The following is a 26,792-nucleotide window of genomic DNA, read 5'->3' on the forward strand; positions in this document are numbered from 1 at the left end:
ACATCGCTGTCGGCGCCCTTTCGTTCACGGCATGCACTCAGGCTTTTTGGGTCCGCGGCAGGAAGATCGCCAGCAGGCCGAACAGCGGCAGGAACGAGCACAGGAAGTACACGTACTCGATGCCGTGGAGGTCCGCCAGGTGGCCCAGCAGCGCCGCGCCGATCCCACCGAAACCGAACATCAGGCCGAAGAACACCCCGGCGATCATGCCGACGTTGCCCGGCACCAGCTCCTGGGCATAGACCACGATGGCCGAGAACGCCGACGCCAGGATGAAGCCGATCACCACGCTGAGCACGCTGGTCCAGAACAGGTCGACATGGGGCAGCAGCAGGGTGAACGGCGCCACGCCGAGGATCGAGAACCAGATCACCGCCTTGCGCCCGATCTTGTCGCCGATCGGCCCGCCGAAGAAGGTCCCGGCCGCCACCGCGCCGAGGAAGAGGAACAGGTGCAGCTGCGAACTGGCCACCGACAGGTCGAACTTCTCGATCAGGTAGAAGGTGAAGTAGCTGGTGAGGCTGGCCATGTAGAAATACTTGGAGAACACCAGCAGCCCCAGCACCACCAGGGCGCTGAGCACCCGCCCCTTGGACAGCCCGTGGGTCGCCGCCTGGCCCTGCTTGAGCTTGAACAGTTTGAGGTGGCTGGCGTACCAGCGGCTGATGGCGTAGAGCAGCCCCAGGGCGAACACCGCGAACAGGCCCATCCAGGCCACATTGCCCTGGCCGAAAGGAATGATGATCGCCGCCGCCAGCAGCGGGCCGAAGGCGGTGCCGGCGTTGCCACCGACCTGGAAGCTCGATTGCGCCAGGCCGTAGCGCCCACCGGAAGCCAGCCGCGCCACCCGCGAGGCTTCCGGGTGGAAGGTCGAGGAGCCGACGCCGATCAGCCCCGCCGCCAGCAGGATCAAGGCAAAGCTGCCGACCTGGGACATCATCAGAATGCCGATCAGGGTGCAGATCATGCCCACCGGCAGCAGGTACGGCTTGGGATGGCGGTCGGTGTAATAACCGACCCAGGGCTGCAGCAGCGAGGCCGTGAGCTGGAAGGTCAGGGTAATCAGGCCGACCTGGGTGAAGGTCAGGCCGTAGCTGGCCTTGAGCATCGGGTAGATCGCCGGCAGCACCGCCTGGATCAGGTCGTTGATCAAATGCGCCAGCGCCACCGCGCCGATGATACGCAGCACCAGAGGGCTGCTTTGAGAGGCCGCGGGAGTCGCCACGGAGGCGGACTGAACGTTGCTGATAGCCATGAGAGTTTCCGTACAGCAGATGGATGCGCAGTTGCAGGGGTGGCCAATGTGCCATTTTTCGGTGCGCCGCGGCTATCCCCTTAGCTTGCTAACGACTTGAATATTTCGCTTGATGCGCAGCACAACAAGCATCGAAGCCTGCGTTCCGCAACACAGCCGACGCAAACCGGCCAATACGGGGTAGCGACTAAAATGCGGGTCAGGGGTCACGACCGCTGCACGCGCAATCGCAGGATGCACTGGCGGCTACAGGAGGGAATTGGATAAACGGTTGATAGCGTAGATAATTTTTTTATAAAAAGCGCTTGACGCCTTACCGTTCTACGCGAATAATGCGCGCCACTTGGCTACATAGCTCAGTTGGTTAGAGCATAGCATTCATAATGCTGGGGTCCGGGGTTCAAGTCCCTGTGTAGCCACCAAGTACCGATCCATAGATGTCTACAGCAGTCTATGAATCACCTCAAGAAGCCCGCCTAGTGCGGGCTTTCTTGCTTCTGGCTATCTCCCTCTGTCCACCCCTAACCTTCTCCGCCGTGTATGCCCACGTGTATGCTTCAGCATTAATTGAACTGGAGGCATACAAGGATGAAACGCTCCGATATCAAGCGCCGCCCGCTCGCTGATACCACACTTTCCAGCCTGGAGCCTGAGGCTGCCACATACCGCGAGCTAGATGGTTCAGGACTGTACTTCAGGGTCAAACCAAACGGGCAAAAGTCCTGGGAATTTCGCTACAAGAAGCCAGACGGAAAATGGTCCTGGCTGGGCCTTGGCGGCTACCCGGAAGTGAGCGGTTCACTTGCCCGGCAGAAAGCAGCCGAGCTAAGAGCAGATACCTCAGAAGGCAAGAACCCGATCATCTCCAAAAGAGCGCGCAAGGTTGCTGACCTTGACGCAGCCAATGAGACCTTTGAAGCATTGGCCATTCGCTAAAGGCGGCAAGTGGGTAGAAGGCGACGATGCTGCCGACGCACTGACCAAAGGCTGGACCGCTGGCCACGTTGCCGAGCTGGTGCGCAGCGGTGAGCTTTTCGTGAACACGGCGGAAGAAAAAACAGAGGAGCCCGTCAAGACAAAGACAGCGGCCAAGCGTCCAGCGAAATCGAAAAATGACCTAATGCCCGGTGGCTTTCGCCTGACGCCCGAAGGGGTGTTTTATTCGGGTGATGATGGTGAGGCACGCCCGGTATGCTCGCCCCTGGAAATTATCGCTCGCACCCGTGATGAGAAGGGCCACAACTGGGGCTTACTGGTCGAGTTCGACGATCCAGACGGCGCCAAGAAGCGCTGGAACATTCCGGCACGCACCATGACCGGCGACTTCGGCAAAGACGTATTGGGGCCACTGGTAGACATGGGCTTGCGCCTCGCAGGGAGCCGTTCAGGACGCAACGCACGCAACGACTTGCAGAGCTACCTCGGTGGCTTTGACAGCGCACAGCGAGCAAGATTGGTGACGCGTTTGGGCTGGCACGGCAATGCCTATCTATTGCCAGAACAACAACTCGGCTCACATGAGGAACACCTGCACTTCTATGAGGCCGGGACCCAACTCCCGCCCATTAGCGAAGCGGGCACCCTGGAGCAATGGCAACAGCAGATCGGGGCGCTGTGCATAGGCAATCACCGCTTGGCATTTGTCGTGAGCGTGGCCTTTGCGGGTCCGCTGCTGAACCTACTGGGCCATGAGTCAGGCGGCTTTCACTTCTACGGTGATAGCTCAGGGGGCAAGACCACTCACTTGCGCGTAGCGGCATCAGTCTACGGCGGGCCGCGTCTGGTGCGTTCGTGGCGCTCTACGTGTCTAGTCAACCAGCAGGTGTGCCATTCTCGTAGATGATTGCATTCGGTAGACAGTTGCCGTTCCTGAGTGACAGCTTTCGACCCAGAGCTATCCTTCACGGAGAACAGCAATCGGCCAATTATCGCTTTGCGAGTTTTAATTTCCGACGCCTGCTTAGCAACGATAGCTGAAGACCGCTCCGATGAGTTGCTCGCCTTAAAGCGGCCATAGTCGAGAGCTCATGTGCCGTGTCAAGCTGTTATCCTTCGATCCAGAATCCGTTCTAGCCATGTACGCAGCGCACTACGACACCCGGCTCCCTCGCTGGTGCCGAGCAGCGAGGCGGTGGCATCCAGTCAACAGGAAGTACATAAGAGAAACCACATGGACCAAGTGCATTTCGACGTTGCCAAAGCTATTGCGACCACCATGGACAGAAACCTTGAGCCGTATGCGCAAGGTGCACGTGCATTCGAGCTGAAAGCCGAACTGTGGGTCTTTGTCGATGACCCAGCCATTTCGACGCCTGAATTGTTGACCGAAGCGACATGGATCAGCCAGAAGCCTCCAAAGGTGGGGCTTAGGGCAGTCCACTATGTACTTCCCCATTGGGCGCCGAACGGTGAGGAACTGATCACCTTGGGCCTCGGCCTTACCGCAGAAACCGTGCGTATGGCGCAGCAAAGGCTTCTGGACTTGCCCTCAACGTTCGATGCTTCGCAGCAACTTCTAATCAATGAAACGCTTGAGCCCATTCGATCGCTTGGAATCGATCCGGTACGTATGACACTAGTCGATCAACTTGGTGATCGGAGAGTCGATGCCGTGGCGGAGCTGACTCGTCGTGTTTACTCGGGTGCTGGCTTGACCTTTATCGAAGCCGAGGCAGGAAAAGGCAAAAGTGTTTTGCTCGCCTCTACGGCGAAAAAACTGCACAGTGACAAAAGAGGAAAATTGTCGGTCTTCATTCCGCTGAGGAAGTTGCCCCTTTCCGAGGGTATTGCCTGGGACAGCATCGCCCAGCTCATCGGCATCGTTGGTCAAGGTGCGAACCTCTTGGCCCAGGCTGTCAAATCAGGGTTGGTCACGGTCTTCCTCGACGGCATTGACGAAGTCGCTGGTCGATATGACAAGAAGCTAGTCCTCGACCTCCTCGATCTGATCACTCTGCGCCTGGGCTCACCGGAGTCGAAAGTAATCCTCTCGGGCCGCCGTACCGAGGCCCGACACCTTCACGACAGTGACTGGACAATCCTCAACGTCGATCTACCTGACGTGAACGGCGATGACTTTAGGGCTTACGTAACTGCGGTTTTTGACGGTATCGTCGAGCGTAGCAAGAATGCGGGCGAGATTGAGTTACCACCAGAGTACGAAGAGTTGATCGGCAAAAGGCCGGCGGATGATTTGGTTCTCCGGGAAAGGCAGAGCATTGTCGCCTGGATCCTGGAAGTTTTCCCTGAGGTGGCGACAGAGCCTTCGCTATTCTTCGTCCAGGGTTTGGCAGCGATTGCCATCGGCCGTCGATCCGGCAACCGTGCACCACTACACCAGGATAACAAAGCAATCATTCCCAGAGTTCGCGACGTTTGTCTCAGCGCTGCAGTGTTTGCCTGCATCCGAGAAGCATCAAAGATAGACGTCATCGCAGCGCAAAAATACTCGGTTAAGAATCAGATGCGTGCATTGCAGGGATTGGCAGCGCTCGCATCAGCACCTCCCGGAACGCATGTGCCCACTCCCAATGAGCTGGTGCCAGAGGCATTTGATGTCGACCCAGTCAATGCGTCTGAGGTGCATGTGGCAATTACACGCCAGAACGCGAAGCACGCGTTGCTGTACGCCACCGAAGCCGCAGGCGCCTACCGGCCCCAGTTCCTGAGCGACTGGATTCGCTGCACCCTGCTCGCACAAATATTCACATCAAACGCTGCAATTGCTCACTTGAATCGGGACCAGACCCTTCAGCTAGCAGCTTCGGCAGAGCGCGCGAAGTTCACCTTCGAGACGCTGCTACCGTCTGTACTCAACGACGATGCTGTAGACGACCACTGGCGTCAGGCGCTCGACCGAGCGGTCGCGAACGGCAACGAGTCCGCCAGTGCCAATCTATGGTTCCTTCGGGCATCCGTTGGCGATGAAGCGCTGACGGAACCGGTGCATGCGCCTTTGCCTCTAGCAGAAGTTACCGATATCGAGTTCACCGGTTTTGAGATTGGAAGCGAGCTTAGTGGGGAAGACTTCTTCCTTGACGGAAACCGCGTGGTCAATTCATCCATATCCAGCGTGCGCCTGCAGGGCGTCTCCCTCAGCGACGTCTCGTTTGAGAACTGCATCCTGAGTGACGTGGAACTGGTCAACTGCGATGGCCCGATCACCTTTGAAGGCTGCGAACTCAACGGTTTCAGCGTTAAGAATATGCGATCCAAGAAGAGGCCAGCGCTGCGGTTTGTCGACTGCACCTTCATTGGCGATAAGAATCTGCTGGTTCAAGAGGTGCCTGCGTATGGCAATACGGCATATGGCTCCCCGGTCGTTTTCGAAAACTGCGAATGCGACAGCGATGTTGCGAAGCTGATGCAAGGCGAATGGACTGCCAAGGAAGAGGTGCTGACCGGCATCAGCCGCAAGAGTGTGCAAACCATGAGCAATGCGGAAGCGTGTCTGCGGCGTGCACTGCGAGCCTTCTTCCCGACGCACCTCGGCGACGGCAGCGCCCTTCAAGCGCGTCGGTACATCAGGTTGTCTGCTTTGGGTAGAGGAAGCATGCCGGCTGGGTCTCCAGGCCAAGAAGCACTAAAGCAGATTCTTGAAAGCGTCGGTTTCACGGACGGCGGCCGTTCAGACCACATTTATGCCCCTTGGTCAGGAGTCGCTGGAGCGAGTCAAGCGGGCATGGAGCTCCGGACTGAGCTGCTGGATTTCCTTCGCGACGGGGCCAATTGCAGCTCCCGCGTGCGCAGCATGCTCACGAAGATCGAGCGCTTCTTCTCTTGATTGATACTAACGGCCAGGCGGGTGACTCAACATCTGAGATGCTTGCAGCCGCACTGCGCCGCCTAACAGCCGGTAGATATACTGAGTGGCTGCTAAAGCCGTGGGTATTAAGAACCGAGGAACGTACACCCTCTCTTCATCGATGCAGCGCAGTTGCAGTCTTCAGCTTTCTGCATGTGCCACCAGCGATAAATTATCTCAGAGCGGGCGTTAGCAAACTTCAGCTCTCAGCCTGAGGTCGACGCTGGCATCAATCGGCCAGAGGCTGATCAATAACATGCCGCTGCTCCAACGGTATCGTGTTGATTTGTCACGTTGTTTTCTTCGTTTCAACAGGTCGTGTTTCTGGCGCGCCCCTTGAGTCAAACAGAAATTTTTATGATCGGAGAAGACACAAGCCAAATAAAAATTAAGTCACTTATGTCTGTTTATGGAATAGTCGTCAGGAGAGGAAATGAAGGCTCCAGAAATTCTTTACAAATACACAACTGCTAGCACTACCAAGATAGTGTTAGAAACGGGGCGTTTGAGGTGGCAAAGCCCTTGTCAGTTTAACGATGTTGGTGAGCTTCAGCGGATGCCAATATTGTCTCCAGATTTCGAAGAGTCAAAACCGATTTACCTTCAAAAGCTCGTTGATATTGCGTACTCAGAAGCGAATATCAATCTGCCTCTTTACTCTCAATGGACACAAAAAATTATTGCGTTGCTACAAGAGATAAAAAGGCAAGGCGTATCTTCAGATATGGCTCTAAATAAAATCAAATCAGCCTCTCCGCAAGGCACAAAAAACCTAGAAAGTGTTTTTAGGAAAAGTACCGAGCTAAATAACGATGGTAGCCTTCGCTGCTTCTGCCTGACTGAAAATGAACTTAGCACTTTAATGTGGGCGCATTATGGTGATAGTTATAAAGGCTGCATGCTAGGATTTCAGCATATTGAAAAACTGTCAACTCCATTCGCCGCAGCCGAGAAAGTAAGGTACACCGATGAAACTCCGATCATTGGTAGCGCTGTCGATTTTTATTTGTATGGCCCTAGTCCAAAACAAAACAAAGAAACAAGACTGGCTATCTACTATACAAAAGCAAAAGATTGGGAGTACGAAAAAGAGTGGCGAGTGATTTACAAGGTAACCCCTATTAAAGGTGCTCGGTATACAGATTTTAAATTCCACCCCAAAGAACTAGAATCAATTACGTTTGGCTTGAAAACTAGCCAAGAAGTCAAAGCTGAAATTTTGGAGCTGGTATCTTCTCGTTATGCTCATTGCAAACTCTATCAGCTTAGAATGATTGCTGGTGTAATACATCGTATGAAATATGACAGCTAAAAAGTCACTCACGGCAATCACTTCTCTAAGTTGGGAGCCAAGCCTGGAGTTTATGATTATGCAGTCAACAACATCACGGAGGCCTGAATGACTGTATGAAAGCACTCCATGGGGGAGATCGCTATCCTCTTAGCATAGGACTAGGTAAAAATTTATATTTATGACTGATTGCAATAAGCAGAGTGGCGAACCTTTTCTCGTCATTTGCGAGCCATCGTTGCCTGCTTTTGTCCGACTGTTACTGCTCGGGAAGGGCAGCTTCGGATCGGTTAGCGGGATAACGCGGGTTAGAACAAATGATTCCTATGGATCCGTAAATCATCATTGTTCTTGTAGACTCTTGAGGACCACTTTTGATCGATACCTGACTGTGCCTACTGTCAGCTAAGGGTCGTTAAGGGGCAGTCGCGAATGGCTGCTAACGACCCAAAGCTGCCATGATTAAGACGACACGACGACTAGCAACAAGCTTTGAGGCTTGCATAAAGTATTGAGTCGCTCCAAACTGAATTGCTAGGCATTTCGAAGGGTCTTTGATGCGGCCGTACGTGAACATAAGATGCAATCCTCATTGCGACAAGTGCCACGCCACCATATATATCAAGACGGCTTCGACTCACTATCATTCCCGATACCTTATAAAAGTCTAAATTAAATAAGGCGCAAACCCAAGCGGCATAATAATTACGGAGTGAAAAATGATTTTCCAGGCAGCGCCTATTTCCAGCAGGCTTAAAGACATATATCGCGCAATCACAAATATTTACCCCGACAAGCCTTGGCTGGACGCCGTTGATAAAATACAGGAAATGAGAAGTGCGTTCCCTATGCGTGTAGGCCAAGCCGAGGTAGATAACTGGATTATTTTTTCGCTAACAAAGTTTGAACGCGGACTATACAAGGTTGATTCAACGTACGAATGGAAAGCCCTAGCTGAAGCGATGTTGCATGTGGAACGGGTGGCACGACACTGCGAATCTGTGCAGAATGGGTTGAAAGGGCCGAGAGAGTTAGAACAACGTTTTCGAGGCTCCATGAAAAACCCAGATGATGGACGGGCGATTCGCTTTGAGCTTTATATGGCTGAGCTGCTTGCACTTCGCGGCTGCAAGATAGAATGGCCTCAAGAAAGCGCTGGAGAAGAAACATTTGACCTCTTGGTGCAGCCTACAAATGGGCTCCCTGAATTTGAGCTTGAATGCAAGTCATTCGGCGGTGCCAAAGGTGCTTCAGTTGAAATATCTGATGGTCAGCGCTTGCTGGAGGCATGTATGAATTTGACTAAAATTCATGAGTTGATACCCAGTCACCCCAAGTTGGCCAGTATCTTGACAGTTGATGTATCTGGCGCAATACCGAAAGATGAAAAATCCTTGAAACTTATGGCTGGCGAGATTATTTCTTGTATTAAAGGAGGTAACCCAACCAAAGTACCTCCTGCATTCAGAATTCGAAAAGATGTACGCCCACTAATAGGTAATCCCGACGATCCTGATTCCTGCCATGCGGCAGCAAATCAACTTCCAGGCTCAATGCTTGGTTTTGTTGCGACTGGATCCCATGAAGAGGGCTGGAAAGGCTTCCAAGTATCTTGGTCGGGTAAATTCACGCTATGGCGAAAGGCTGAAAAAACTGGTAAGGATGCCCTTGATCGCCAGCTTACTAAGAAAAGGCCCGGAGCGGTCGCACTACAGTTCGTTAATGATACAGCAGCGTCTATATGGCTATCAAATAATGAAGAAAGCGAGTTCCGAAGATTGGCCGACAAACTATTTACAAGGGAGCATGCTGCACTGGTAGTTGTCACTACGGAGATAAACGCTCGTCCAGTACCTGAGTTATTTAGAAGCCCTTTCAGATCTGAGGGTTTTATGGCAGAGTTTTGCCGATTTGCAGCATTTGACAATCAAAATGGGAGTTATCCAAACACGAGGCTCAAGTACCTCTTCATGTGAATCACGCATCAAAATCGGCATGTCATTTCTAAAGCGCTAATTTATACTCAATAACTATCAGCGCCGAAAGCGGCTGTTTTCGCGATGATTGCCGGTTTTGGGCTGGAGGCTCTGGCCCAGCCAACTGAGGGAGCAGTGGGAGCACTTCTTCTGCCAATTTCTTGATGATCTCCTGTGCTGGACGCTGGGCCGTCTGCGTGCTCAGCACGACATGTTTGCCCTCTGCATTGCGCCACTGATGCAGCGGTTCGATCACGCCGTTATTGTCGGTGCCCCCCCCTTGTAGCAGTCTTCATCCAAGTTACCGCGTCGCTTGTAAGTTCGGACGGAAGCCCTTTCGGCTAGGCGATGGGCTCCTTTTCAAACATTGGTAACAGTTTGGTCGAGTACTAACTCAAAGACTGCTGTGGGTCGATAGCGGACAGCCAGGGTTACACTGGGTCAGTTGTTACACTGCTGGAGCAAAGCACGTACATCAGCTTGTATCGTTATCTTAAACCCTTAGGATCAATAGGTTACGAGATATCGCTACACCCATTACACCTGTTACACCGTTTTAGATTCATAGTTATCTAGCGACCCCGTGCCCCCTATCCGATCGTACCTTCAGCGGCAGAGGCAATCCCCCCTCGTCCTGATTCTGGAAGCAGTCGGGGACCCTGGAGGAATATCAGGGATACGGGGTCGGAAACCCGCCAGACCTTGTTAGTGGGAGAACTCCCAGATTAGTGAACAGGTGAACCCGGTGAACTGCCTGTTCACCTGTGCATTTGCCCTATGAAATGACCGATCTGGGACCACCATTGCAGATACGGTAACGATGCCCCTTTCTCTTCAAGATCCTTTCAATTTCAACCTTTGAATTTCAGTAAGGTGGAGCGCCTTCCAGTACTGAAGTCCCGCGGGTTTCATGCCCCGTGCCGTCACAGAATCGTCAGGGGCCCCGCTGTTTTGGGGATCAAAGGTAAGCATGCTAGCTTTCACTCTGACTAAGGAACTGGAGGCGACATGGAATCAGCACGCGATAAGTACACGAGAGAGATGGTTGAAGGGGAGGACCTATGGATGCTTCCCGAGGTCGATACATACGGCTATGAGTGTGGAGGCTGCGGTATACAAGTATTTCCGGCCTCCTACGACCAATCTAACCTTCAAAGGCCACACTTTCGGAAGCCGAAAAATACTCCGCACAAAGATGGCTGCAACATCGACGGTGATGAAAAAACAGTATCCCGAGGGAAAAAAGGAAGCGTACGCAACGAGCTAGAAACTAGCCCGGATCTGTCACCATCCAAGCTCATATTGATAAATGAACGCCCCATAGTCGATCCGGATCGCAAGCCCTCCTCAGAGCAGACCTCAACCGTAAGAAACGCCGAGCGTACGGGGGATGAGGCAAAAGCAAGACCCAAAGGCAGGCGTGCAGCGAACAGCATACGTCCAATTTGCAGAGCGTTTATGAGATTCCCCTTTGATCGGAAAATGTCTCTCGACGTGCCGGGAGTCGCCGACAAAACCTACCTGCAAGCATTCAAATCGCTTAGTAGCCCTGGAATACAGACGTTTTCCCGTGCACGAATCTTCTATGCCAAGTTAACGTGGAGCAGACCCCAGGAAGAGGGTGATTTTTTGATTATTCCGCTCTCTGCTGGTGAGTGGCGTGATGGCGAGCGGTGGGTGCGGCAGTACAAAGTGCGCGTTGACAGGTCAAGCTGGTCCAAATACAAAAAAACGATGGTATCCAATGAGCTTGAGGTCGCAAGACTGGAGGGCATTGATGTAAAAGAGAAAGATCTTAAGCATCGGCCTTTTGTTTTTTTTGTCGCAGAGCAAGACCGCCATGACCCTGAGTTTTTCAACGTAAGTGATCATCGACTGATTTGCGCAGTGCTCGGCACAATTTCATACCCAAAACTATAACCCTGGCTACCATTTTACCGGGCCAAGCCTACCTGTTCGAAACACGCTCCCCAGCGTCTGAGGGTGCAGGTTAAGGTATCAGTCAGAAACCAGCACCTTGTATGCCTACCTGTATGCCAAATAAAGCAATAGATATTTAAATCCTTTAAATACAAAGTCTTACCTTTCCAGTTCAAATGACTGTGTACCACCAAGTACCTCAACAAAGCCCGCCTTGTGCGGGCTTTGTTGTTTCTGGCTATCTCTCCTCGTATCCCCCCTCTACCTTCGCCTTCCCTCCGCCCTCTTGCCCCATGAGCGCACGAAGCATTCTCTGCGACTGCCTGGGCCAGACTATTGCCTTCAATGCCAACGGCTGGATCAACGCCCCCGTCGCCGCCGCTCGCTTCGACAAAGCCCCCAACGAATGGCTTGACCTCGATTCCACCGAAGCCCCTACCAGATCTTGCAGGTGCCAAGCCTGTGCAAGTCCTCTATAAAACTGCACTCCATCCCTAAGGAACCCCAGCAATGCACATGGAAGAGCACACACTGAGCGAAATGGACGATGAGCTGAAACTCATGCTCGGCCGCTTTCGGCACGAACAATTCGTCGAGAAACTCGGATGGCGGCTGCCCGCCCATCCGAGCCAGGCAGGTTGTGAATGGGATCAATACGACACCGAACACGCCCGCTACCTCCTGGCGTTCAATGCAGACCGCGCCATCGTTGGCTGCGCCCGGCTGATTCCCACCACGCTCCCCAACCTGCTTGAGGGGGTGTTCAGCCATGCCTGCGCCGGGGCGCCGCCCAAGCATCCAACCATCTGGGAAATGACTCGCTTCACCACCCGCGAACCGCAATTGGCGATGCCGTTGTTCTGGAGAAGCCTCAAGACGGCCGCCCTGGCGGGCGCAGAGGCCATCGTCGGGATCGTCAACAGCACCATGGAGCGCTATTACAAAATCAACGGCGTCCACTACGAACGGCTGGGCCCGGTCACGGTGCACCAGAATGAGAAAATCCTCGCCATCAAACTCTCGGCCCACCGCGAGCACCATCGCAGCGCGGTCGCACCGTCAGCCTTCATGTCCGACACATTATTGAAAGAGACAGCTTGATACAGGCCGAGTCGTCCTTTTTGAATGCCCCTCAGATATAGCCCATCGCGACTGCGTAAGACACTGCCTGCACGCGGTTACTGGCGCCGATTTTGCGCTGGATGTTGCGGTGATGGTAATTCACGGTATCGGTGCACACCCCCATGATCACGCCGATTTCCTCCGAGGTCTTGCCGTCGGCCGTCCAGCGCAGCACATCACATTCCCTCCCACTGAACGCCACGCCCGTATTGAAGACACGCACGTCGGTCTCCAGCTCGGAAATTTTCTCGTGGGCCGCGGCGGCAAAGGCTCTGGTCACCGGCTTCAAGGCTTCAAATTCCTGAAGGCTGATGGGGTTATTCTTGCGCGCCAGGCTTAACACCCCGACCCTCCCCTGGGCGTTGAACGAGGGTTGTGCCAGGCCGTGGCATAAATGTGAATCCTTGGCTTCAGACCACAGGTCCGCGCATCCCCGGAACAACTCATTGCTCCATAGAATGGGGGCCGACGAGACTTTGCTGTGCTTCACCGTGGGATCGATCACCGCGTAGTTAGCCGCCTGATATCGCTGCACCCAGTCCTCGGGGTAATTGCCGTACATATAAGTCCTGGGCCGCATGAACGGGGTCACGCTGCACATGCCGTAGGCAAAAAAATCAAACCGTAGTTCGCGCAAGGCCCTCAACGCGACAGCCGTAAACTCCTGCATATCCATGGTTCGCGCAAAGATACTATAAAAGTACGCATCCCATCCCAACTGCTGCCCTAATTCCATTTTGAGCACCACTAAAGTTGAAAACAGGCCGTTAGACTAGACCAACCTGAATCTCTGTCAACAAGCAAAATCACATCGTCATAGAAGGCTTTGCGCTAGCACTAGATTCATTGCGCCTAATCCAACCAACTACTTAGAACATTGCATCCGGGCGATGTTAGTAAGCCATTACCGCCTCTCAGCCGACGAATGAACCTGCCTCTTCACAATAATGCAACAGTTCATTCGGTGGGCTGCAGCCAACCCGTTCATACGCTAATCACTACAAGATCTGGTAGTTCCACCCCCAAGAAACGCAGGTGTATAAACAACACCCGCTCAGCACCGCCACGCAGGAACATAGTTAAACACTGTAAATATTCACCCACGTCAATTAACTAAATATTTACTTTCAACATTATCACCCCCAACTAAGGAGGATGCTGCCCATGCCTGCTTCGCTTTCCCCTAGCGGCTTTAATGATCATCTTGAACTTCGCCAGAAAAATCGCGCCACCGTCGAACAGTACATGCGCACTAACGGCAAAGATCGCCTGCGCCGGCATGAACTGTTCACTCAGGATGGCAGTGGCGGTTCCTGGAACACCGAAACCGGCAAACCCCTCGTGTTCCAGGGCCACGCGAAGCTGGCCGCCCTCGGCGCATGGCTGGAGAAGTGCTTTCCAGACTGGCAATGGCACAACGTCCGGGTGTTTGAAACCGATAACCCCAACCACTTCTGGGTGGAGAGCGACGGTCGCGGCAAGACTCTGGTTCCCGGTTATCCCGAAGGTTATTGCGAAAACCATTACATCCATTCTTTCGAACTGGATGACGGCAAGATCACGCAGAGCCGTGAATTCATGAACCCCTTCGAACAACTTCGCGCCTTGGGTATCCCCGTTCCAAGAATCAAGCGTGAAGGTATCCCCGCCTCATAAGCCCCCCCTAATTCATTGGAGATTGAGCATGCCTAACAGTGCAACGCAACAACTAACCGCTAACGACACCACTGAACTTCGCCGCAAAAACCGCGCCACGGTCGAGCAATATATGCGGACCAAAGGCCAGGACCGCCTGCGCCGCCATGAACTATTTACCGAAGATGGTACAGGCGGCTTATGGACCACCGACACCGGCGCGCCGATTGTAATCAGTGGCAAAGCCAAGTTGGCCGAACATGCTGTTTGGTCACTCAAGTGCTTCCCGGACTGGGAATGGTACAACGTCAAAGTATTTGAAACCGATGACCCTAACCATATCTGGGTCGAGTGCGATGGCCGCGGCAAGATCCTCTTTCCCGGCTATCCGGAAGGCTATTACGAGAACCACTTCCTGCACTCCTTCGAGCTGGAAGACGGCAAAGTAAAACGCAATCGCGAATTCATGAACGTCTTTCAGCAACTGCGCGCCCTGGGTATTCCAGTACCGCAAATCAAACGCGAAGGCATTCCAACTTAATCCCTCGTGAGAGTGATCGCATCATGGAAGACTTACTGAAACGGGTTTTAAGTTGTGAAGCGTTCCAGCAGCCTCAATGGAGCGAGCCCTCACAATTGCACGACGCGCAGGCCTACCTCAGGGACAGCGCCTCATTGATACGAGTGGAAGACATCCTGGTGCTGCGCGCCACGCTGGCTCGTGTAGCGGCCGGCGAAGCGATGGTCATCCAGTCCGGTGACTGCGCCGAGGACATGGATGAAAGCACTCCCGACCATGTGGTCCGCAAAGCCGCGGTGCTGGACATCCTGGCCGGTACGTTCCGGCTGGTGACCCAGCAACCGGTGGTACGGGTGGGCCGGATTGCCGGGCAGTTTGCCAAGCCGCGCTCCAACAACAACGAACGCATCGGCGATGTCGAATTGCCGGTGTATCGCGGCGACATGGTCAACGGCCGCGAGGCCATCTGCGGTCATCGCCAGCACGATGCGCAACGCCTGGTTCGAGGCTATAGCGCCGCGCGGGACATCATGCAACACCTGGGCTGGAAAGCGTCGGCAAGCCAGGAACAACTCAGCGGTTCACCGGCCTGGACCAGCCACGAAATGCTGGTACTCGACTACGAACTGCCACAACTGCGCCAGGACGAACAGGGCCGGGTATTTCTCGGTTCGACCCACTGGCCGTGGATCGGCGAGCGTACCCGTCAGTTAACGGGCGCTCACGTGACGCTGCTCAGCGAAGTGCTCAATCCGGTGGCGTGCAAGGTTGGCCCGGACATCACCCGGGACCAGTTGTTGAGCCTGTGTGAACGCCTGGACTCCAAGCGCGAACCCGGCCGGCTGACCCTGATTGCCCGCATGGGCGCGCAAAAGGTCGCCGATCGCCTGCCGCCGCTGGTTGAAGCGGTGCGCCAGGCCGGCCACAAGATCATCTGGCTGAGCGACCCGATGCACGGCAACACCATCGTCGCGCCCTGCGGCAACAAGACCCGCATGGTGCAGGCCATCACCGAGGAAATCACCGCCTTCAAGCATGCCGTGACCTCAGCCGGTGGCGTGGCCGCCGGCCTGCACCTGGAAACCACCCCTGACGACGTCAGCGAGTGCGCTTCCGATGCCGCCGGCCTGCATCAGGTCGCCAGCCGCTACAAGAGCCTGTGCGACCCGCGCCTGACCCCCTGGCAGGCCATTACCGCGGTGATGGCCTGGAAGAACCAGCCCACCTCAACCCTTGCCTCCTTTTGACTGGAGTTTGTCGACATGACCGGCATTCCATCGATCGTCCCTTACGTCTTGCCTACTTCGCGCGACCTGCCCGTCAACCTCGCGCAATGGAGCATCGACCCCGAGCGTGCCGTGCTGCTGGTGCATGACATGCAGCGCTACTTCCTGCGGCCCTTGCCCGACGCCCTGCGTGAACAGGTCGTGAGCAATGCCGCGCGCATTCGCCAGTGGGCCGCCGACAACGGCGTTCCGGTGGCCTACACCGCCCAACCTGGCAGCATGAGCGAGGAGCAACGCGGGCTGCTCAAGGACTTCTGGGGCCCGGGCATGAAGGCCAGCCCCACCGACCGCGAGGTGGTCGACGCCCTGACCCCCAAGCCCAGTGACTGGCTGCTGACCAAGTGGCGCTACAGCGCGTTCTTCAACTCCGACCTGCTGGAACGCATGCGTGCCAACAATCGCGATCAGTTGATCCTGTGCGGGGTGTACGCCCATGTCGGGGTACTGATTTCCACCGTGGATGCCTACTCCAACGACATCCAGCCCTTCCTCGTTGCCGACGCCATCGCCGACTTCAGCAAGGAGCATCACTGGATGGCCATCGAATACGCCGCCAGCCGTTGCGCCATGGTCATCACCACCGACGAGGTGGTGCTATGAGCCAAGCCGCCCGTCTCATGGAGCGCATCCTGCAACCGGCTCCCGAGCCGTTTGCCCTGTTGTACCGCCCGGAATCCAGCGGGCCCGGCCTGCTGGATGTGCTGATCGGCGAAATGTCGGAGCCGCAGGTCCTGGCCGATATCGACTTGCCTGCCACCTCGATCGGCGCGCCTCGCCTGGATGTACTGACGCTGATCCCCTACCGGCAGATTGCCGAACGCGGTTTCGAGGCGGTGGACGACCAGTCGCCGCTGCTGGCGATGAACATCACCGAGCAGCAATCCATCAGCATCGAGCGCTTGCTGGGACTGCTGCCCAACGTGCCGATCCAGTTGAACAGCGAACGCTTCGACCTCAGCGACGCGAGCTACGCCGAGATCGTCAGCCAGGTGATCGCCAACGAAATCGGCTCCGGGGAAGGCGCCAACTTCGTCATCAAGCGCACCTTCCTGGCCGAGATCAGCGAGTACGGCCCGGCCAGTGCGCTGTCGTTCTTTCGCCATCTGCTGGAACGGGAGAAAGGCGCCTACTGGACGTTCATCATCCACACCGGCAGCCGTACCTTCGTGGGCGCGTCCCCCGAGCGCCACATCAGCATCAAGGATGGGCTCGCGGTGATGAACCCCATCAGTGGCACTTACCGCTATCCGCCCGCCGGCCCCAACCTGAGCGAAGTCATGGACTTTTTGGCGGATCGCAAGGAGGCCGACGAGCTCTACATGGTGGTGGATGAAGAGCTGAAAATGATGGCGCGCATTTGTGAGGACGGCGGCCACGTCCTCGGCCCTTACCTCAAGGAAATGGCGCACCTGGCCCACACCGAGTACTTCATCGAAGGCAAGACCCATCGCGATGTACGGGAAATCCTGCGCGAAACCCTGTTTGCGCCCACCGTCACCGGCAGCCCGCTGGAAAGCGCCTGCCGGGTCATCCAGCGTTATGAGCCGCAAGGCCGCGCGTACTACAGCGGCATGGCCGCGCTGATCGGCAGCGATGGCAAGGGCGGCCGTTCCCTGGACTCGGCGATCCTGATTCGCACCGCCGACATCGATAACAGCGGCGAGGTGCGAATCAGCGTGGGCTCGACCATCGTGCGCCATTCCGACCCGATGACCGAGGCTGCCGAAAGCCGGGCCAAGGCCACTGGCCTGATCAGCGCACTGAAAAACCAGGCGCCCTCGCGCTTCGGCAACCACCTGCAAGTGCGCGCCGCATTGGCCAGCCGCAATGCCTACGTCTCGGACTTCTGGCTGATGGACAGCCAGCAGCGGGAGCAGATCCAGGCCGACTTCAGTGGCCGCCAGGTGCTGATCGTCGACGCAGAAGACACCTTCACCTCGATGATCGCCAAGCAACTGCGGGCCCTGGGTCTGGTGGTGACGGTGTGCAGCTTCAGCGACGAATACAGCTTTGACGGCTACGACCTGGTCATCATGGGCCCCGGCCCCGGCAACCCGAGCGAAGTCCAACAGCCGAAAATCAACCACCTGCACGTGGCCATCCGCTCCTTGCTCAGCCAGCAGCGGCCGTTCCTTGCGGTGTGCCTGAGCCATCAGGTGCTGAGCTTGTGCCTGGGCCTGGAACTGCAGCGCAAAGCCATTCCCAACCAGGGCGTGCAAAAACAGATCGACCTGTTCGGCACCACCGAACGGGTGGGTTTCTACAACACCTTCGCCGCCCAGAGCTCGAGTGACCGCCTGGACATCGACGGCATCGGCACCGTCGAAATCAGCCGCGACAGCGAGACCGGCGAGGTGCATGCCCTGCGTGGACCGTCGTTTGCCTCCATGCAGTTTCATGCCGAGTCGCTGCTGACCCAGGAAGGTCCGCGCATCATCGCCGACCTGCTGCGGCACGCCCTGATCCACACACCTGTCGAGAACAACGCTTCGGCCGCCGGGAGATAACCATGCACAACTACGTCATCATCGACGCCTTTGCCAGCGTCCCGCTGGAAGGTAATCCGGTCGCGGTGTTCTTTGACGCCGATGACTTGTCGGCCGAGCAAATGCAACGCATCGCCCGGGAGATGAACCTGTCGGAAACCACCTTCGTGCTCAAGCCACGTAACTGTGGTGATGCGCTGATCCGGATCTTCACCCCGGTCAACGAACTGCCCTTCGCCGGGCACCCGTTGCTGGGCACGGCCATTGCCCTGGGTGCGCGCACCGACAATCACCGGCTGTTCCTGGAAACCCAGATGGGCACCATCGCCTTTGAGCTGGAACGCCAGAACGGCAGCGTCATCGCCGCCAGCATGGACCAGCCGATACCGACCTGGACGGCCCTGGGGCGCGACGCCGAATTGCTCAAGGCCCTGGGCATCAGCGACTCGACCTTTCCCATCGAGATCTATCACAACGGCCCGCGCCATGTGTTTGTCGGCCTGCCGAGCATCGCCGCGCTGTCGGCCCTGCATCCCGACCACCGTGCCCTGTGCAGCTTCCACGACATGGCCATCAACTGTTTTGCCGGTGCGGGACGGCGCTGGCGCAGCCGGATGTTCTCGCCGGCCTATGGGGTGGTCGAGGATGCGGCCACGGGCTCCGCTGCCGGGCCCTTGGCGATCCATCTGGCGCGGCATGGCCAGATCGAGTTCGGCCAGCAGATCGAAATTCTTCAGGGCGTGGAAATCGGCCGCCCTTCACTCATGTTCGCCCGGGCCGAGGGCCGCGCCGATCAACTGACGCGGGTCGAAGTATCAGGCAATGGCATCACCTTCGGACGGGGGACCATCGTTCTATGAACAGTTCAGTACTAGGCAAGCCGCTGTTGGGTAAAGGCATGTCGGAATCGCTGACCGGCACCCTGGATGCGCCGTTCCCCGAGTACCAGAAGCCGCCTGCCGATCCCATGAGCGTGCTGCACAACTGGCTCGAACGCGCACGCCGCGTGGGCATCCGCGAACCCCGTGCGCTGGCACTGGCCACGGCTGACAGCCAGGGCCGGCCTTCGACACGCATCGTGGTGATCAGTGAGATCAATGACACCGGGGTGCTGTTCAGCACCCATGCCGGAAGCCAGAAAGGCCGCGAACTGACAGAGAACCCCTGGGCCTCGGGGACGCTGTATTGGCGCGAAACCAGCCAGCAGATCATCCTCAATGGCCAGGCCGTGCGCATGCCGGATGCCAAGGCTGACGAGGCCTGGTTGAAGCGCCCTTATGCCACGCATCCGATGTCATCGGCGTCTCGCCAGAGTGAAGAGCTCACGGATGTCGAGGCCCTGCGCAACGCCGCCAGGGAACTGGCCGAGGTTCCAGGTCCGCTGCCGCGTCCCGAGGGTTATTGCGTGTTTGAGTTGCGCCTTGAATCGCTGGAGTTCTGGGGTAACGGCCAGGATCGCCTGCATGAACGCTTGCGCTATGACCGCAGCGCTGAAGGCTGGAAACATCGCCGATTACAGCCGTAGGGTACCGAGATAAATATGCTTTGAAGTGCCTGGCGGCTCCAACTTCGAACTCATTGCGCGAACTTCAACACTTATGACATCCGGTCAACATGAGAAGAGTCCAGATGCGAAAGAACGCGTATTCGAAATACCAAACAGAGAGTCCGGATCACCAAAGTGTGTAACGACATTAATTCCTATCTGAATCTTATAGTTGCTCTAGAACGTTGTCCTTGACCCAGCGATAGACATCGGGCCAGAGACTACACAAACAAAGTTAGACATTACTGAGGCTGCTACCATGCTAGATCTTCAAAACAAGCGTAAATATCTGAAAAGTGCAGAATCCTTCAAAGCTTCACTGCGTGATGACCGCACTGTTATTTATCAAGGCCAAGTTGTTGAGGATGTGACTACACACTTCTCTACGGCTGGAGGCATATCGCAAGTTGCAGAAATCTACGAAGAACAATTCAGCGGTGAACACGACGACATTCTGACTTACGTACGCCCCGACGGTTACCTGGCCTCTTCTGCCTATATGCCCCCTAGAAACAAAGAAGACTTGGCGTCGCGACGCCGCGCAATCACGTACGTCTCGCAAAAAACCTGGGGCACCCACTGCCGTAACCTGGACATGATCGCCAGCTTCACCGTCGGCATGATGGGATATCGGCCGACATTCAGGAAAAAATGCCCTGAGTACGCAGAAAACATTACCGAATACCATGACTACGCCGAGCGCAACAGCCTGTATTTGTCTGAGGCCATTGTTGATCCACAGGGCTATCGGGCACGTACCCACGGCACCGACCTCAACCTGCCGCCGCCCGATCGTGCCGTGATGAGGATCAACAAGCAGAACGCCGAGGGCATCTGGATCAGCGGCGTCAAAGGCGTGGGCACGGTAGCACCGCAGTCCAATGAAATATTTGTTGGCAGCTTGTTCCCCGCAGCGCCCAACGAGTCATTCTGGGCTTACGTCCCTGCCGATGCGCCGGGGGTGAAGATTTTTTGCCGAGAGATTGTCTCCCAGCCTCACGCCAGCGCCTATGACCACCCGCTCATATCCAAAGGTGAAGAAGCCGAGGCGATGGTGGTATTCGATAACGTGTTCATTCCACGCTGGCGAATCATGGCGGCGAACGTGCCGGAACTGGCCAACGCCGGCTTCTTCAGCCTGTGGACCTCATACAGCCATTGGTACACGCTCGTGCGCCTGGAAACCAAGGCTGACCTGTATGCCGGACTGGCCAAGGTGATCATGGAAGTCCTGGGCCTTGAGGGGATTGCGGTGGTTCGCCAGCGGGTCAGCGAAATAGTGCAGCTTGCGGAAATACTCAAAGGCATGTGCATCGCCTCCATCGAAACGGCCGAGATGTCCGAAGGCGACATATTGCTGCCTGGCCCCAACGCACTGGCCGCCGGAAGGATTTTTGCCATGGAGAAATTGCCTCGGGTGCTGCATTTGCTCAGAGAGCTGTGCGGACAGGGCTTGATCCTCAGGTTCAACGAGAAAGACTTGGCCACCGACGCCGCCTTTGGTCAGAAGTTCTCCTGGTTTCTTGACACGCAAAGCGTGGGCGCCAGAGAGAAGAACCTGCTGATGAATCTGGTGTGGGACGTAGCTGCCAGTGAGCACTCCACACGTGCATTGGTGTTTGAAGAACAGCACGCACTCAGCGAGCCCCTGCTGCGCGATAGCCTGGTGCTGGACTACGACTACCGCAAAAGCACAAGCCTGATACGCCGCATGGTGGGACTCAACGCCAAATAGACCTGATTGCCGTGTAGGCGCCGCGCAACCCTTCATTCGTGCCGACTGAACTCGGCACGAATGAAGGGTTGTCCGCCTCCGGCCCCTGGCATCCCGTAAGTTTCCAACCTTCAACGGTAGTACACCGCCCCATTAGCATCCAAATGAATACAGCAGGAGCCCGTTACAGCGCTGGCGCTGGATGCCTGGCTACGCTTGCACGGGATCTCGGTCCGAGACGAGCCAGGTTTGCCGGCCCCCCCTTTGTTCGAGCCATGCCACTTGGCAGGCTCGTTCAGTTGTAGCGGTCAGCCTGTCGCCGGTTGGCTTGCCACCCGCCACCTCCAGGCCAGCGTCTGGCATCGGGCCTTGCCCAGAAGCGCCAGCCATATCGGCACCGTAGCGATCAACGAAAGGCTCAGCATGGGCCCGCTCACTGCTGTACATTCCTCCCCACGGACGACACATCATTTACCCAGTGAACGGAGTTCAACGCGTGTTCTCGACCCTCAATCCGCGTCACCGCCGGCTTGCCAGTTTCTCGCTGATAGCCGTCGCCCTCAGCCTCGCCGCCTGCAACGCTTCCGCTCCCTCCCACACCGCCCTGCCCCCCGCCCCGGAAATCGCTTCGGGTTATCGCACCGACCTGCAAGTGCAGCACGCCGACCAGCATATGGCGGCCGCGGCCAACCCGTTGGCGGCCGAAGCCGGGCGCGAGATGTTGCGCAAGGGCGGTTCGGCCATCGATGCGGCGATTGCCATGCAAGCGGTGCTGACCCTGGTGGAGCCGCAGTCGTCGGGTATCGGCGGCGGGGCCTTGATCGTGCTCTGGGACGGCAAGGCGGTGCGCACTTATGACGGTCGCGAAACCGCACCGGCCGGGGCCACCGAGAAGTTGTTCCTGCAGGCCGACGGCAAACCCATGCCGTTCCCCCAGGCGCAGATTGGCGGCCGCTCGGTGGGTACGCCTGGGGTGTTGCGGGCCCTGGAACTGGCCCATAAAAAACACGGCCGCCTGCCGTGGGCGCAGCTGTTCGAGCCGGCGATCCGCCTGGCGGACCAGGGCTTCCCGATCTCCCCGCGCCTGCACAGCATGATCGTCGCCGACCCGTACCTGGCGAAATCGCCGGACATGGCGGCCTACTTCCTGAATGCCGATGGCACGCCTAAAGCCGTCGGCACCCTGCTGAAAAACCCGCAGCTGGCCGCGGTGCTCGAGCGCATCGCCAAAGAAGGCCCGAACGCCTTGTACCAAGGCCCGGTCGCCCGCGAAATCGTCGCCAAGGTGCAAGGCCACGCCAACCCGGGCAGCCTGTCGCTCAACGACCTGCAAGGCTACCGCGCCAAGGAGCGCGAACCGCTGTGCACCGACTACAAGCGCTGGCAGGTCTGCGGTATGCCGCCGCCCTCGTCGGGCGGGATCGCCATGGCGCAGATCCTCGGCACCCTGCAGGCGCTGGAAGCCCGCGACCCGCGTTATGCACTGCCACCGCTGAAACCGGTCAAGACCAGCCTGCCGGCCGGCCTGGAACCGGCGCCTGAAGCCGTGCACCTGATCGCCGAGGCCGAGCGCCTGGCCTACGCCGACCGCGCGTTGTACGTGGCGGATTCGGACTTCGCCCCGGTGCCGATCGCCGGCCTGGTCGCCCCGCAGTACCTGGCGCAGCGTGCCGCCTTGATCGGCGAGCGCAGCATGGCCAAGGCCGAGCCCGGCAAGCCCCAGGGCATCCAGGTGGCCTACGCCCCGGATCGCTCGCCGATGCGCATCTCCACCTCGCAAGTGGTGGCCGTGGATGACCAGGGCGGCGCCGTGTCCATGACCACCACCGTGGAAGCCGCCTTTGGCTCGCATCTGATGGTCCAGGGCTTCATGCTCAACAACCAGATGACCGACTTCTCCTTTATCCCCGAGGAGAACGGCCAGCCAGTGGCCAACCGTGTGCAGCCGGGCAAGCGCCCACGCTCGTCCATGGCGCCAACCCTGATTTTCGACCGCAACAGCGGTGAATTCCTGGCCACCGTCGGCTCGCCGGGTGGCTCGCAGATCATCGAGTACGTGGCCAAGTCGGTGATCGGCATGCTCGACTGGAACCTCGACCCGCAAGCCGCCATCAGCCTGCCCAACTTCGGCAGCCGCAACGGCCCGACCGAACTGGAGCAAGGCCAGTTCACACCTGGGTTGAAAGCGGCGCTGAAAGCCAAGGGGCATGAGCTGACCGACATCGACATGACCAGCGGCACCCAGGCGATCGTGCGAGTGCGCGATGCCCAGGGTAAAACCTCGTGGGCCGGTGGCGCCGACCCACGCCGTGAAGGGGCCGCGTTGGGGGATTGAGGCCAACGCCGGAAAACCAGAAGGGCTTGCCGCTAGGCAGGCCCTTTTTATTGCTTCCGCCACAGAAGCGCCGGCATTCGGGGCCAAGGCTGTATGCCGATTTTTACGGCGCTCTGTGTCTGACGCGATCTTTTGATCCCTCCTAGCATCACTTTTTTGGCCGAGGGGCAGGCGATGAACGAGATTCCCGGCGGTATCGATTTTTCAGGTTTGGCCGTGCGTAGGCTGGAGGCCGACGACCTCGAACGGGTCTGCCGCCACCGCGAGGCGATGTTCCTCGAAGCCGGAGGAGAACCCGCGGCCCTGCAACGGATGACCGAGCACTTTCGCCCCTGGCTGCGCGAGCGTTTGCCCGATGGCCGCTACTACGGCTTTGCCCTGCTGGACGGCCAGCAACCGGTGGCGGCCATTGGCTTGATGAGCATCGACTGGCCGCCCCACCCGTCCCATCCGACCCAGGACCAGCGCGGTTATGTGCTCAACGTCTACGTCGAACCCGCCTACCGGCGCCGGGGGCTGGCCTCGGCCCTGATGAAGCTGGCGCAAGCCGAATTCATCCAGCGCGGGCTGAGCTTCGCCGTGCTGCATGCCACCGAAGTGGGCAAGCCGGTGTATGCCGGATTGGGCTGGGCGGCCACCACGGAAATGGCGAAGGTGTTGGAAGGCGACTGAACACGGACTCCTGTAGCCGCTGCCGAAGGCTGCGATAAGGACCGAAGGGCCTTCGCGCCAGAAAGATCACCGCGCCCGTTCCGGTCGATCGCAGCCTTCGGCAGCGGCTACAGGGACCGATGTGCCTTCGACTGATATGTTTCTCATAGTCACAGAATGTCGTAGCAATGCCGTTGCGACGCTCTGCCCCGCCCGCTATTCTTCGCCCCGTCGCTGCAATATCAGCGAACGGGCTTGGCGGCCCGAACCACGAAAGGCGCAACAGCGCCAAAACACGAATGCAGGCGCTTTTTTTGTGCCCGCGTTTCTGTGTCATGGCGAATTGCGCAGGGACCCCTTCGGGGGTGCCGGTTCCTTTCGTGCCGGTCCGCCAACCTTGTGCAATTCGCCACCCTAACCTGCTTGGCGGCAGACGGTGGTGATCCCCTCAAACGAAAGGATTCGTCACCATGAAACACACCCTCAATCCGTCCCCTTCCTCCCTGCATACCCTCGGCGAAATAACCTTTGCCAATTGTGGCGAAGGCAAACGCCCGCTGCTGCGGGTCAATGCCGACGTGCCCCTGGCCGATGCCCTGGAACACGCCTCGCTGCTGCTACATCTGGCAAAACAGTTGACCCTGGATGCGGCCATGGAACCGCAGGCGGACCGCTATGCTTGGGCGGCACATTACCTGGGTGAGATGGGTAAAGCGGTGATGGATGATGTGCACACCGCGATGACAGCAGGTGCTGATCGACACTGAGCCGCACCTGCGGGACGGGTAGCCTCGATGGCTGTCCGTCCATCGCCTTCCTCTCTCACTCCCTTGCTTAAGTCCCATGGCGGGACTAGGATTTCGAGCCATGAGGATTATCGCCGTCAGTCATTTGAAGACGTTCTGGGACAAGCACCCGGATGTCGAACAACCGCTTCTGGCCTGGATCGATGAAGCACGCAATGCCAACTGGTCCACCCCGGCGCAGATCAAGGACCAGTTTTGCAGCGCGAGCCTTCTTAAAAGCCGTCGCGTGGTGTTCAACATCAAAGGCAATGACTACCGCTTGGTAGTCGCCGTGGCTTACCGCTTTGGCGCCCTCTACATCAAGTTCGTTGGCACTCACCAGCAGTACGATGCCATCGACGCCGACAGCGTTGAAATGGAGTAACGAGCATGCAGATTCGCCCCATTCACACCGACCAGGATTACCGCGCGGCACTCAAGCAGGTGTCGGCGCTGTTCGATAACGAGCCCGAACCCGGCACCGCCGAAGGCGACTACTTCGACGTGATGGTCACCCTGATCGAAGCCTATGAAGCCAAGCACTTCCCCATCGACCTGCCCAACCCGATCGATGCCATCAAGTTCCGCATGGAGCAATCGGGCCTCTCGGCCGCCGACCTGGCCCCGGCCATCGGCCGAACCAACCGGGTCTACGAAGTGCTCAACGGCAAACGCGCCCTGACCCTGCCAATGATCTGGAAGCTGCACCAGCTGTTCGGCATCCCCGCCGAGAGCCTGATCAAGCCGGTGAAGTCGGTCTGAGCGGTTCTATCCTCGATCAGGCTCCAATGACTCAGGCTTTACACCCTCGCCCTTAGCGGGGGTGCTCCTGACCACGCATAAACTCCAGCCCTTGATGATTTCAGAGAGCACAATCATCCCCAGCATCATCAGCGGGTTGTAGTTCGGAAAAAAATACGCGCCGATCAGAAGCACGGAAAAAGACGGCACGACAAACACCAAACGCAAAGGGATTTGCGCAAGCCCCAGCCACTTGGCTTCTTTGCGCTGAAACAAAAACAGGAAAGCGCTGACGACTATCGATAGTTGCAAACCCCAATTGATCATCACCATAACCACAGCAGTGGTTCCATGATCCTTGAGCACTTCAGTCGCCACAGTCAGGTCATCCCAGAACGGGGTCTTGCCCAGCCGTACACTGCTCGTGACGTACCACAACAAATAGAGCGCATCGAGCCCGCCCCAAAACTGCCAGATCCGGGTCCGGCTCAGCTTCCTGAAAAAAAACATTACCGCTCCTTACTTGGCGCCGAGCCTTCTTCTCGGCAGCTCTGCCTTATAGATTTACCCATCTAACCTGGCTGTCATCCCGCGCCTATTTACCCTCCAGACTTCTCTGAAAGATTCTTGGACACTTAAAAAAATACCGTGGAACAGCCTTGAGCTTGCCCCTAGGTAAACCCCTAAAGTGCCGCTCGACCCTCACCACAAAAAAGGACGTTTGC

Annotated in this window: 21 protein-coding genes, 1 tRNA gene and 2 pseudogenes; 21 read left to right on the plus strand and 3 right to left on the minus strand. The window is 57.2% G+C overall.

The genetic code is table 11. The features are described from left to right. Window positions 1–37: 37 nt before the first annotated feature. Window positions 38–1,255, minus strand: coding sequence for an MFS transporter (locus tag PVZ80_RS18490; protein WP_273864339.1), 1,218 nt, complete (start codon window positions 1,253–1,255; stop codon window positions 38–40). Window positions 1,256–1,600: 345 nt separating this feature from the next. Here PVZ80_RS18490 and PVZ80_RS18495 point away from each other — a divergent pair. The 8 genes and pseudogenes from PVZ80_RS18495 to PVZ80_RS18530 all read left to right on the plus strand — a co-directional run bounded on the left by PVZ80_RS18495 (window position 1,601) and on the right by PVZ80_RS18530 (window position 12,347). Further along, window positions 1,601–1,677 (plus strand) — tRNA-Met (locus PVZ80_RS18495). A gap of 166 nt (window positions 1,678–1,843) precedes the next feature. Beyond that, window positions 1,844–2,182 (plus strand): annotated as a pseudogene (locus PVZ80_RS18500) (Arm DNA-binding domain-containing protein); the annotation flags it as partial. A gap of 1 nt (window position 2,183) precedes the next feature. After that, window positions 2,184–3,059, plus strand: a pseudogene (locus PVZ80_RS18505) (DUF927 domain-containing protein); the annotation flags it as partial. Between the two features lie 366 nt (window positions 3,060–3,425). Beyond that, window positions 3,426–6,038 (plus strand): hypothetical protein, encoded by a 2,613-nt coding sequence (locus tag PVZ80_RS18510; RefSeq protein ID WP_273864340.1) that lies wholly within the window; start codon window positions 3,426–3,428, stop codon window positions 6,036–6,038. 454 nt (window positions 6,039–6,492) lie between these two features. Then, a complete protein-coding gene (locus PVZ80_RS18515) occupies window positions 6,493–7,371 on the plus strand; it encodes a DUF2971 domain-containing protein (RefSeq protein ID WP_273864341.1) in 879 nt (292 codons plus the stop codon). Between the two features lie 698 nt (window positions 7,372–8,069). Then, on the plus strand, window positions 8,070–9,326 hold the full coding sequence (locus PVZ80_RS18520) for a hypothetical protein (RefSeq protein WP_273864342.1): 1,257 nt from the start codon (window positions 8,070–8,072) through the stop codon (window positions 9,324–9,326). A 1,008-nt stretch (window positions 9,327–10,334) separates the two neighbouring features. Further along, a complete protein-coding gene (locus PVZ80_RS18525) occupies window positions 10,335–11,246 on the plus strand; it encodes a hypothetical protein (RefSeq protein ID WP_273864343.1) in 912 nt (303 codons plus the stop codon). A 510-nt stretch (window positions 11,247–11,756) separates the two neighbouring features. Next, a complete protein-coding gene (locus PVZ80_RS18530) occupies window positions 11,757–12,347 on the plus strand; it encodes an acyl-homoserine-lactone synthase (protein WP_273864344.1) in 591 nt (196 codons plus the stop codon). Window positions 12,348–12,378: 31 nt separating this feature from the next. Here the strand turns inward: PVZ80_RS18530 and PVZ80_RS18535 are convergent, their stop codons facing one another. Continuing rightward, window positions 12,379–13,104: an autoinducer binding domain-containing protein gene (locus PVZ80_RS18535; protein WP_053269911.1), complete on the minus strand. Its 726-nt coding sequence runs from the start codon at window positions 13,102–13,104 to the stop codon at window positions 12,379–12,381. A gap of 428 nt (window positions 13,105–13,532) precedes the next feature. Between PVZ80_RS18535 and PVZ80_RS18540 the strand changes: the two genes are divergently transcribed. The 13 genes from PVZ80_RS18540 (at window position 13,533) to PVZ80_RS18600 (ending at window position 26,088) form a co-directional block, all read left to right on the plus strand. Further along, complete coding sequence (locus tag PVZ80_RS18540) at window positions 13,533–14,024, plus strand: PhzA/PhzB family protein (protein ID WP_009050818.1); 492 nt, start codon at window positions 13,533–13,535, stop codon at window positions 14,022–14,024. A 28-nt stretch (window positions 14,025–14,052) separates the two neighbouring features. Continuing rightward, window positions 14,053–14,544 (plus strand): PhzA/PhzB family protein, encoded by a 492-nt coding sequence (locus tag PVZ80_RS18545; RefSeq protein WP_009050819.1) that lies wholly within the window; start codon window positions 14,053–14,055, stop codon window positions 14,542–14,544. A gap of 23 nt (window positions 14,545–14,567) precedes the next feature. Beyond that, on the plus strand, window positions 14,568–15,770 hold the full coding sequence (locus PVZ80_RS18550) for a 3-deoxy-7-phosphoheptulonate synthase (RefSeq protein WP_273864345.1): 1,203 nt from the start codon (window positions 14,568–14,570) through the stop codon (window positions 15,768–15,770). Between the two features lie 15 nt (window positions 15,771–15,785). Then, window positions 15,786–16,409, plus strand: coding sequence for an isochorismatase family protein (locus PVZ80_RS18555; RefSeq protein WP_009050821.1), 624 nt, complete (start codon window positions 15,786–15,788; stop codon window positions 16,407–16,409). After that, on the plus strand, window positions 16,406–18,316 hold the full coding sequence (locus PVZ80_RS18560) for a phenazine-specific anthranilate synthase component I (RefSeq protein WP_009050822.1): 1,911 nt from the start codon (window positions 16,406–16,408) through the stop codon (window positions 18,314–18,316). Before PVZ80_RS18555 ends, PVZ80_RS18560 begins: the two co-directional genes overlap by 4 nt. Before the next feature lie 2 nt (window positions 18,317–18,318). Beyond that, window positions 18,319–19,155: a PhzF family phenazine biosynthesis protein gene (locus tag PVZ80_RS18565; RefSeq protein WP_016703606.1), complete on the plus strand. Its 837-nt coding sequence runs from the start codon at window positions 18,319–18,321 to the stop codon at window positions 19,153–19,155. After that, window positions 19,152–19,820, plus strand: a complete 669-nt coding sequence (phzG, locus tag PVZ80_RS18570; protein WP_016703607.1) for a phenazine biosynthesis FMN-dependent oxidase PhzG — start codon at window positions 19,152–19,154, stop codon at window positions 19,818–19,820. The genes PVZ80_RS18565 and phzG overlap by 4 nt, the downstream gene beginning before the upstream one ends. Before the next feature lie 280 nt (window positions 19,821–20,100). After that, window positions 20,101–21,576, plus strand: coding sequence for a 4-hydroxyphenylacetate 3-hydroxylase N-terminal domain-containing protein (locus tag PVZ80_RS18575; RefSeq protein ID WP_009050825.1), 1,476 nt, complete (start codon window positions 20,101–20,103; stop codon window positions 21,574–21,576). A gap of 475 nt (window positions 21,577–22,051) precedes the next feature. Further along, window positions 22,052–23,890, plus strand: a complete 1,839-nt coding sequence (gene ggt, locus PVZ80_RS18580; protein WP_016703609.1) for a gamma-glutamyltransferase — start codon at window positions 22,052–22,054, stop codon at window positions 23,888–23,890. A gap of 174 nt (window positions 23,891–24,064) precedes the next feature. Beyond that, window positions 24,065–24,562 carry a GNAT family N-acetyltransferase gene (locus PVZ80_RS18585; RefSeq protein WP_273864346.1) on the plus strand — a complete coding sequence of 166 codons (498 nt, stop codon included), beginning with the start codon at window positions 24,065–24,067 and terminating at the stop codon, window positions 24,560–24,562. Window positions 24,563–25,011: 449 nt separating this feature from the next. Further along, window positions 25,012–25,308 (plus strand): DUF3077 domain-containing protein, encoded by a 297-nt coding sequence (locus PVZ80_RS18590; protein WP_016703612.1) that lies wholly within the window; start codon window positions 25,012–25,014, stop codon window positions 25,306–25,308. A gap of 100 nt (window positions 25,309–25,408) precedes the next feature. Continuing rightward, the gene (locus PVZ80_RS18595) at window positions 25,409–25,711 is read left to right on the plus strand and encodes a type II toxin-antitoxin system HigB family toxin (protein WP_041984164.1); all 303 of its coding nucleotides are present in this window, start codon (window positions 25,409–25,411) and stop codon (window positions 25,709–25,711) included. 5 nt (window positions 25,712–25,716) lie between these two features. Beyond that, window positions 25,717–26,088, plus strand: a complete 372-nt coding sequence (locus tag PVZ80_RS18600; RefSeq protein ID WP_016703614.1) for a helix-turn-helix domain-containing protein — start codon at window positions 25,717–25,719, stop codon at window positions 26,086–26,088. Window positions 26,089–26,094: 6 nt separating this feature from the next. Here the strand turns inward: PVZ80_RS18600 and PVZ80_RS18605 are convergent, their stop codons facing one another. Beyond that, window positions 26,095–26,577 carry a hypothetical protein gene (locus PVZ80_RS18605; protein ID WP_273864347.1) on the minus strand — a complete coding sequence of 161 codons (483 nt, stop codon included), beginning with the start codon at window positions 26,575–26,577 and terminating at the stop codon, window positions 26,095–26,097. Between the last annotated feature and the right edge of the window lie 215 nt (window positions 26,578–26,792).

This window comes from Pseudomonas sp. B3G-3, assembly GCF_028640915.1.
Lineage (GTDB): Bacteria > Pseudomonadota > Gammaproteobacteria > Pseudomonadales > Pseudomonadaceae > Aquipseudomonas > Aquipseudomonas chlororaphis_I.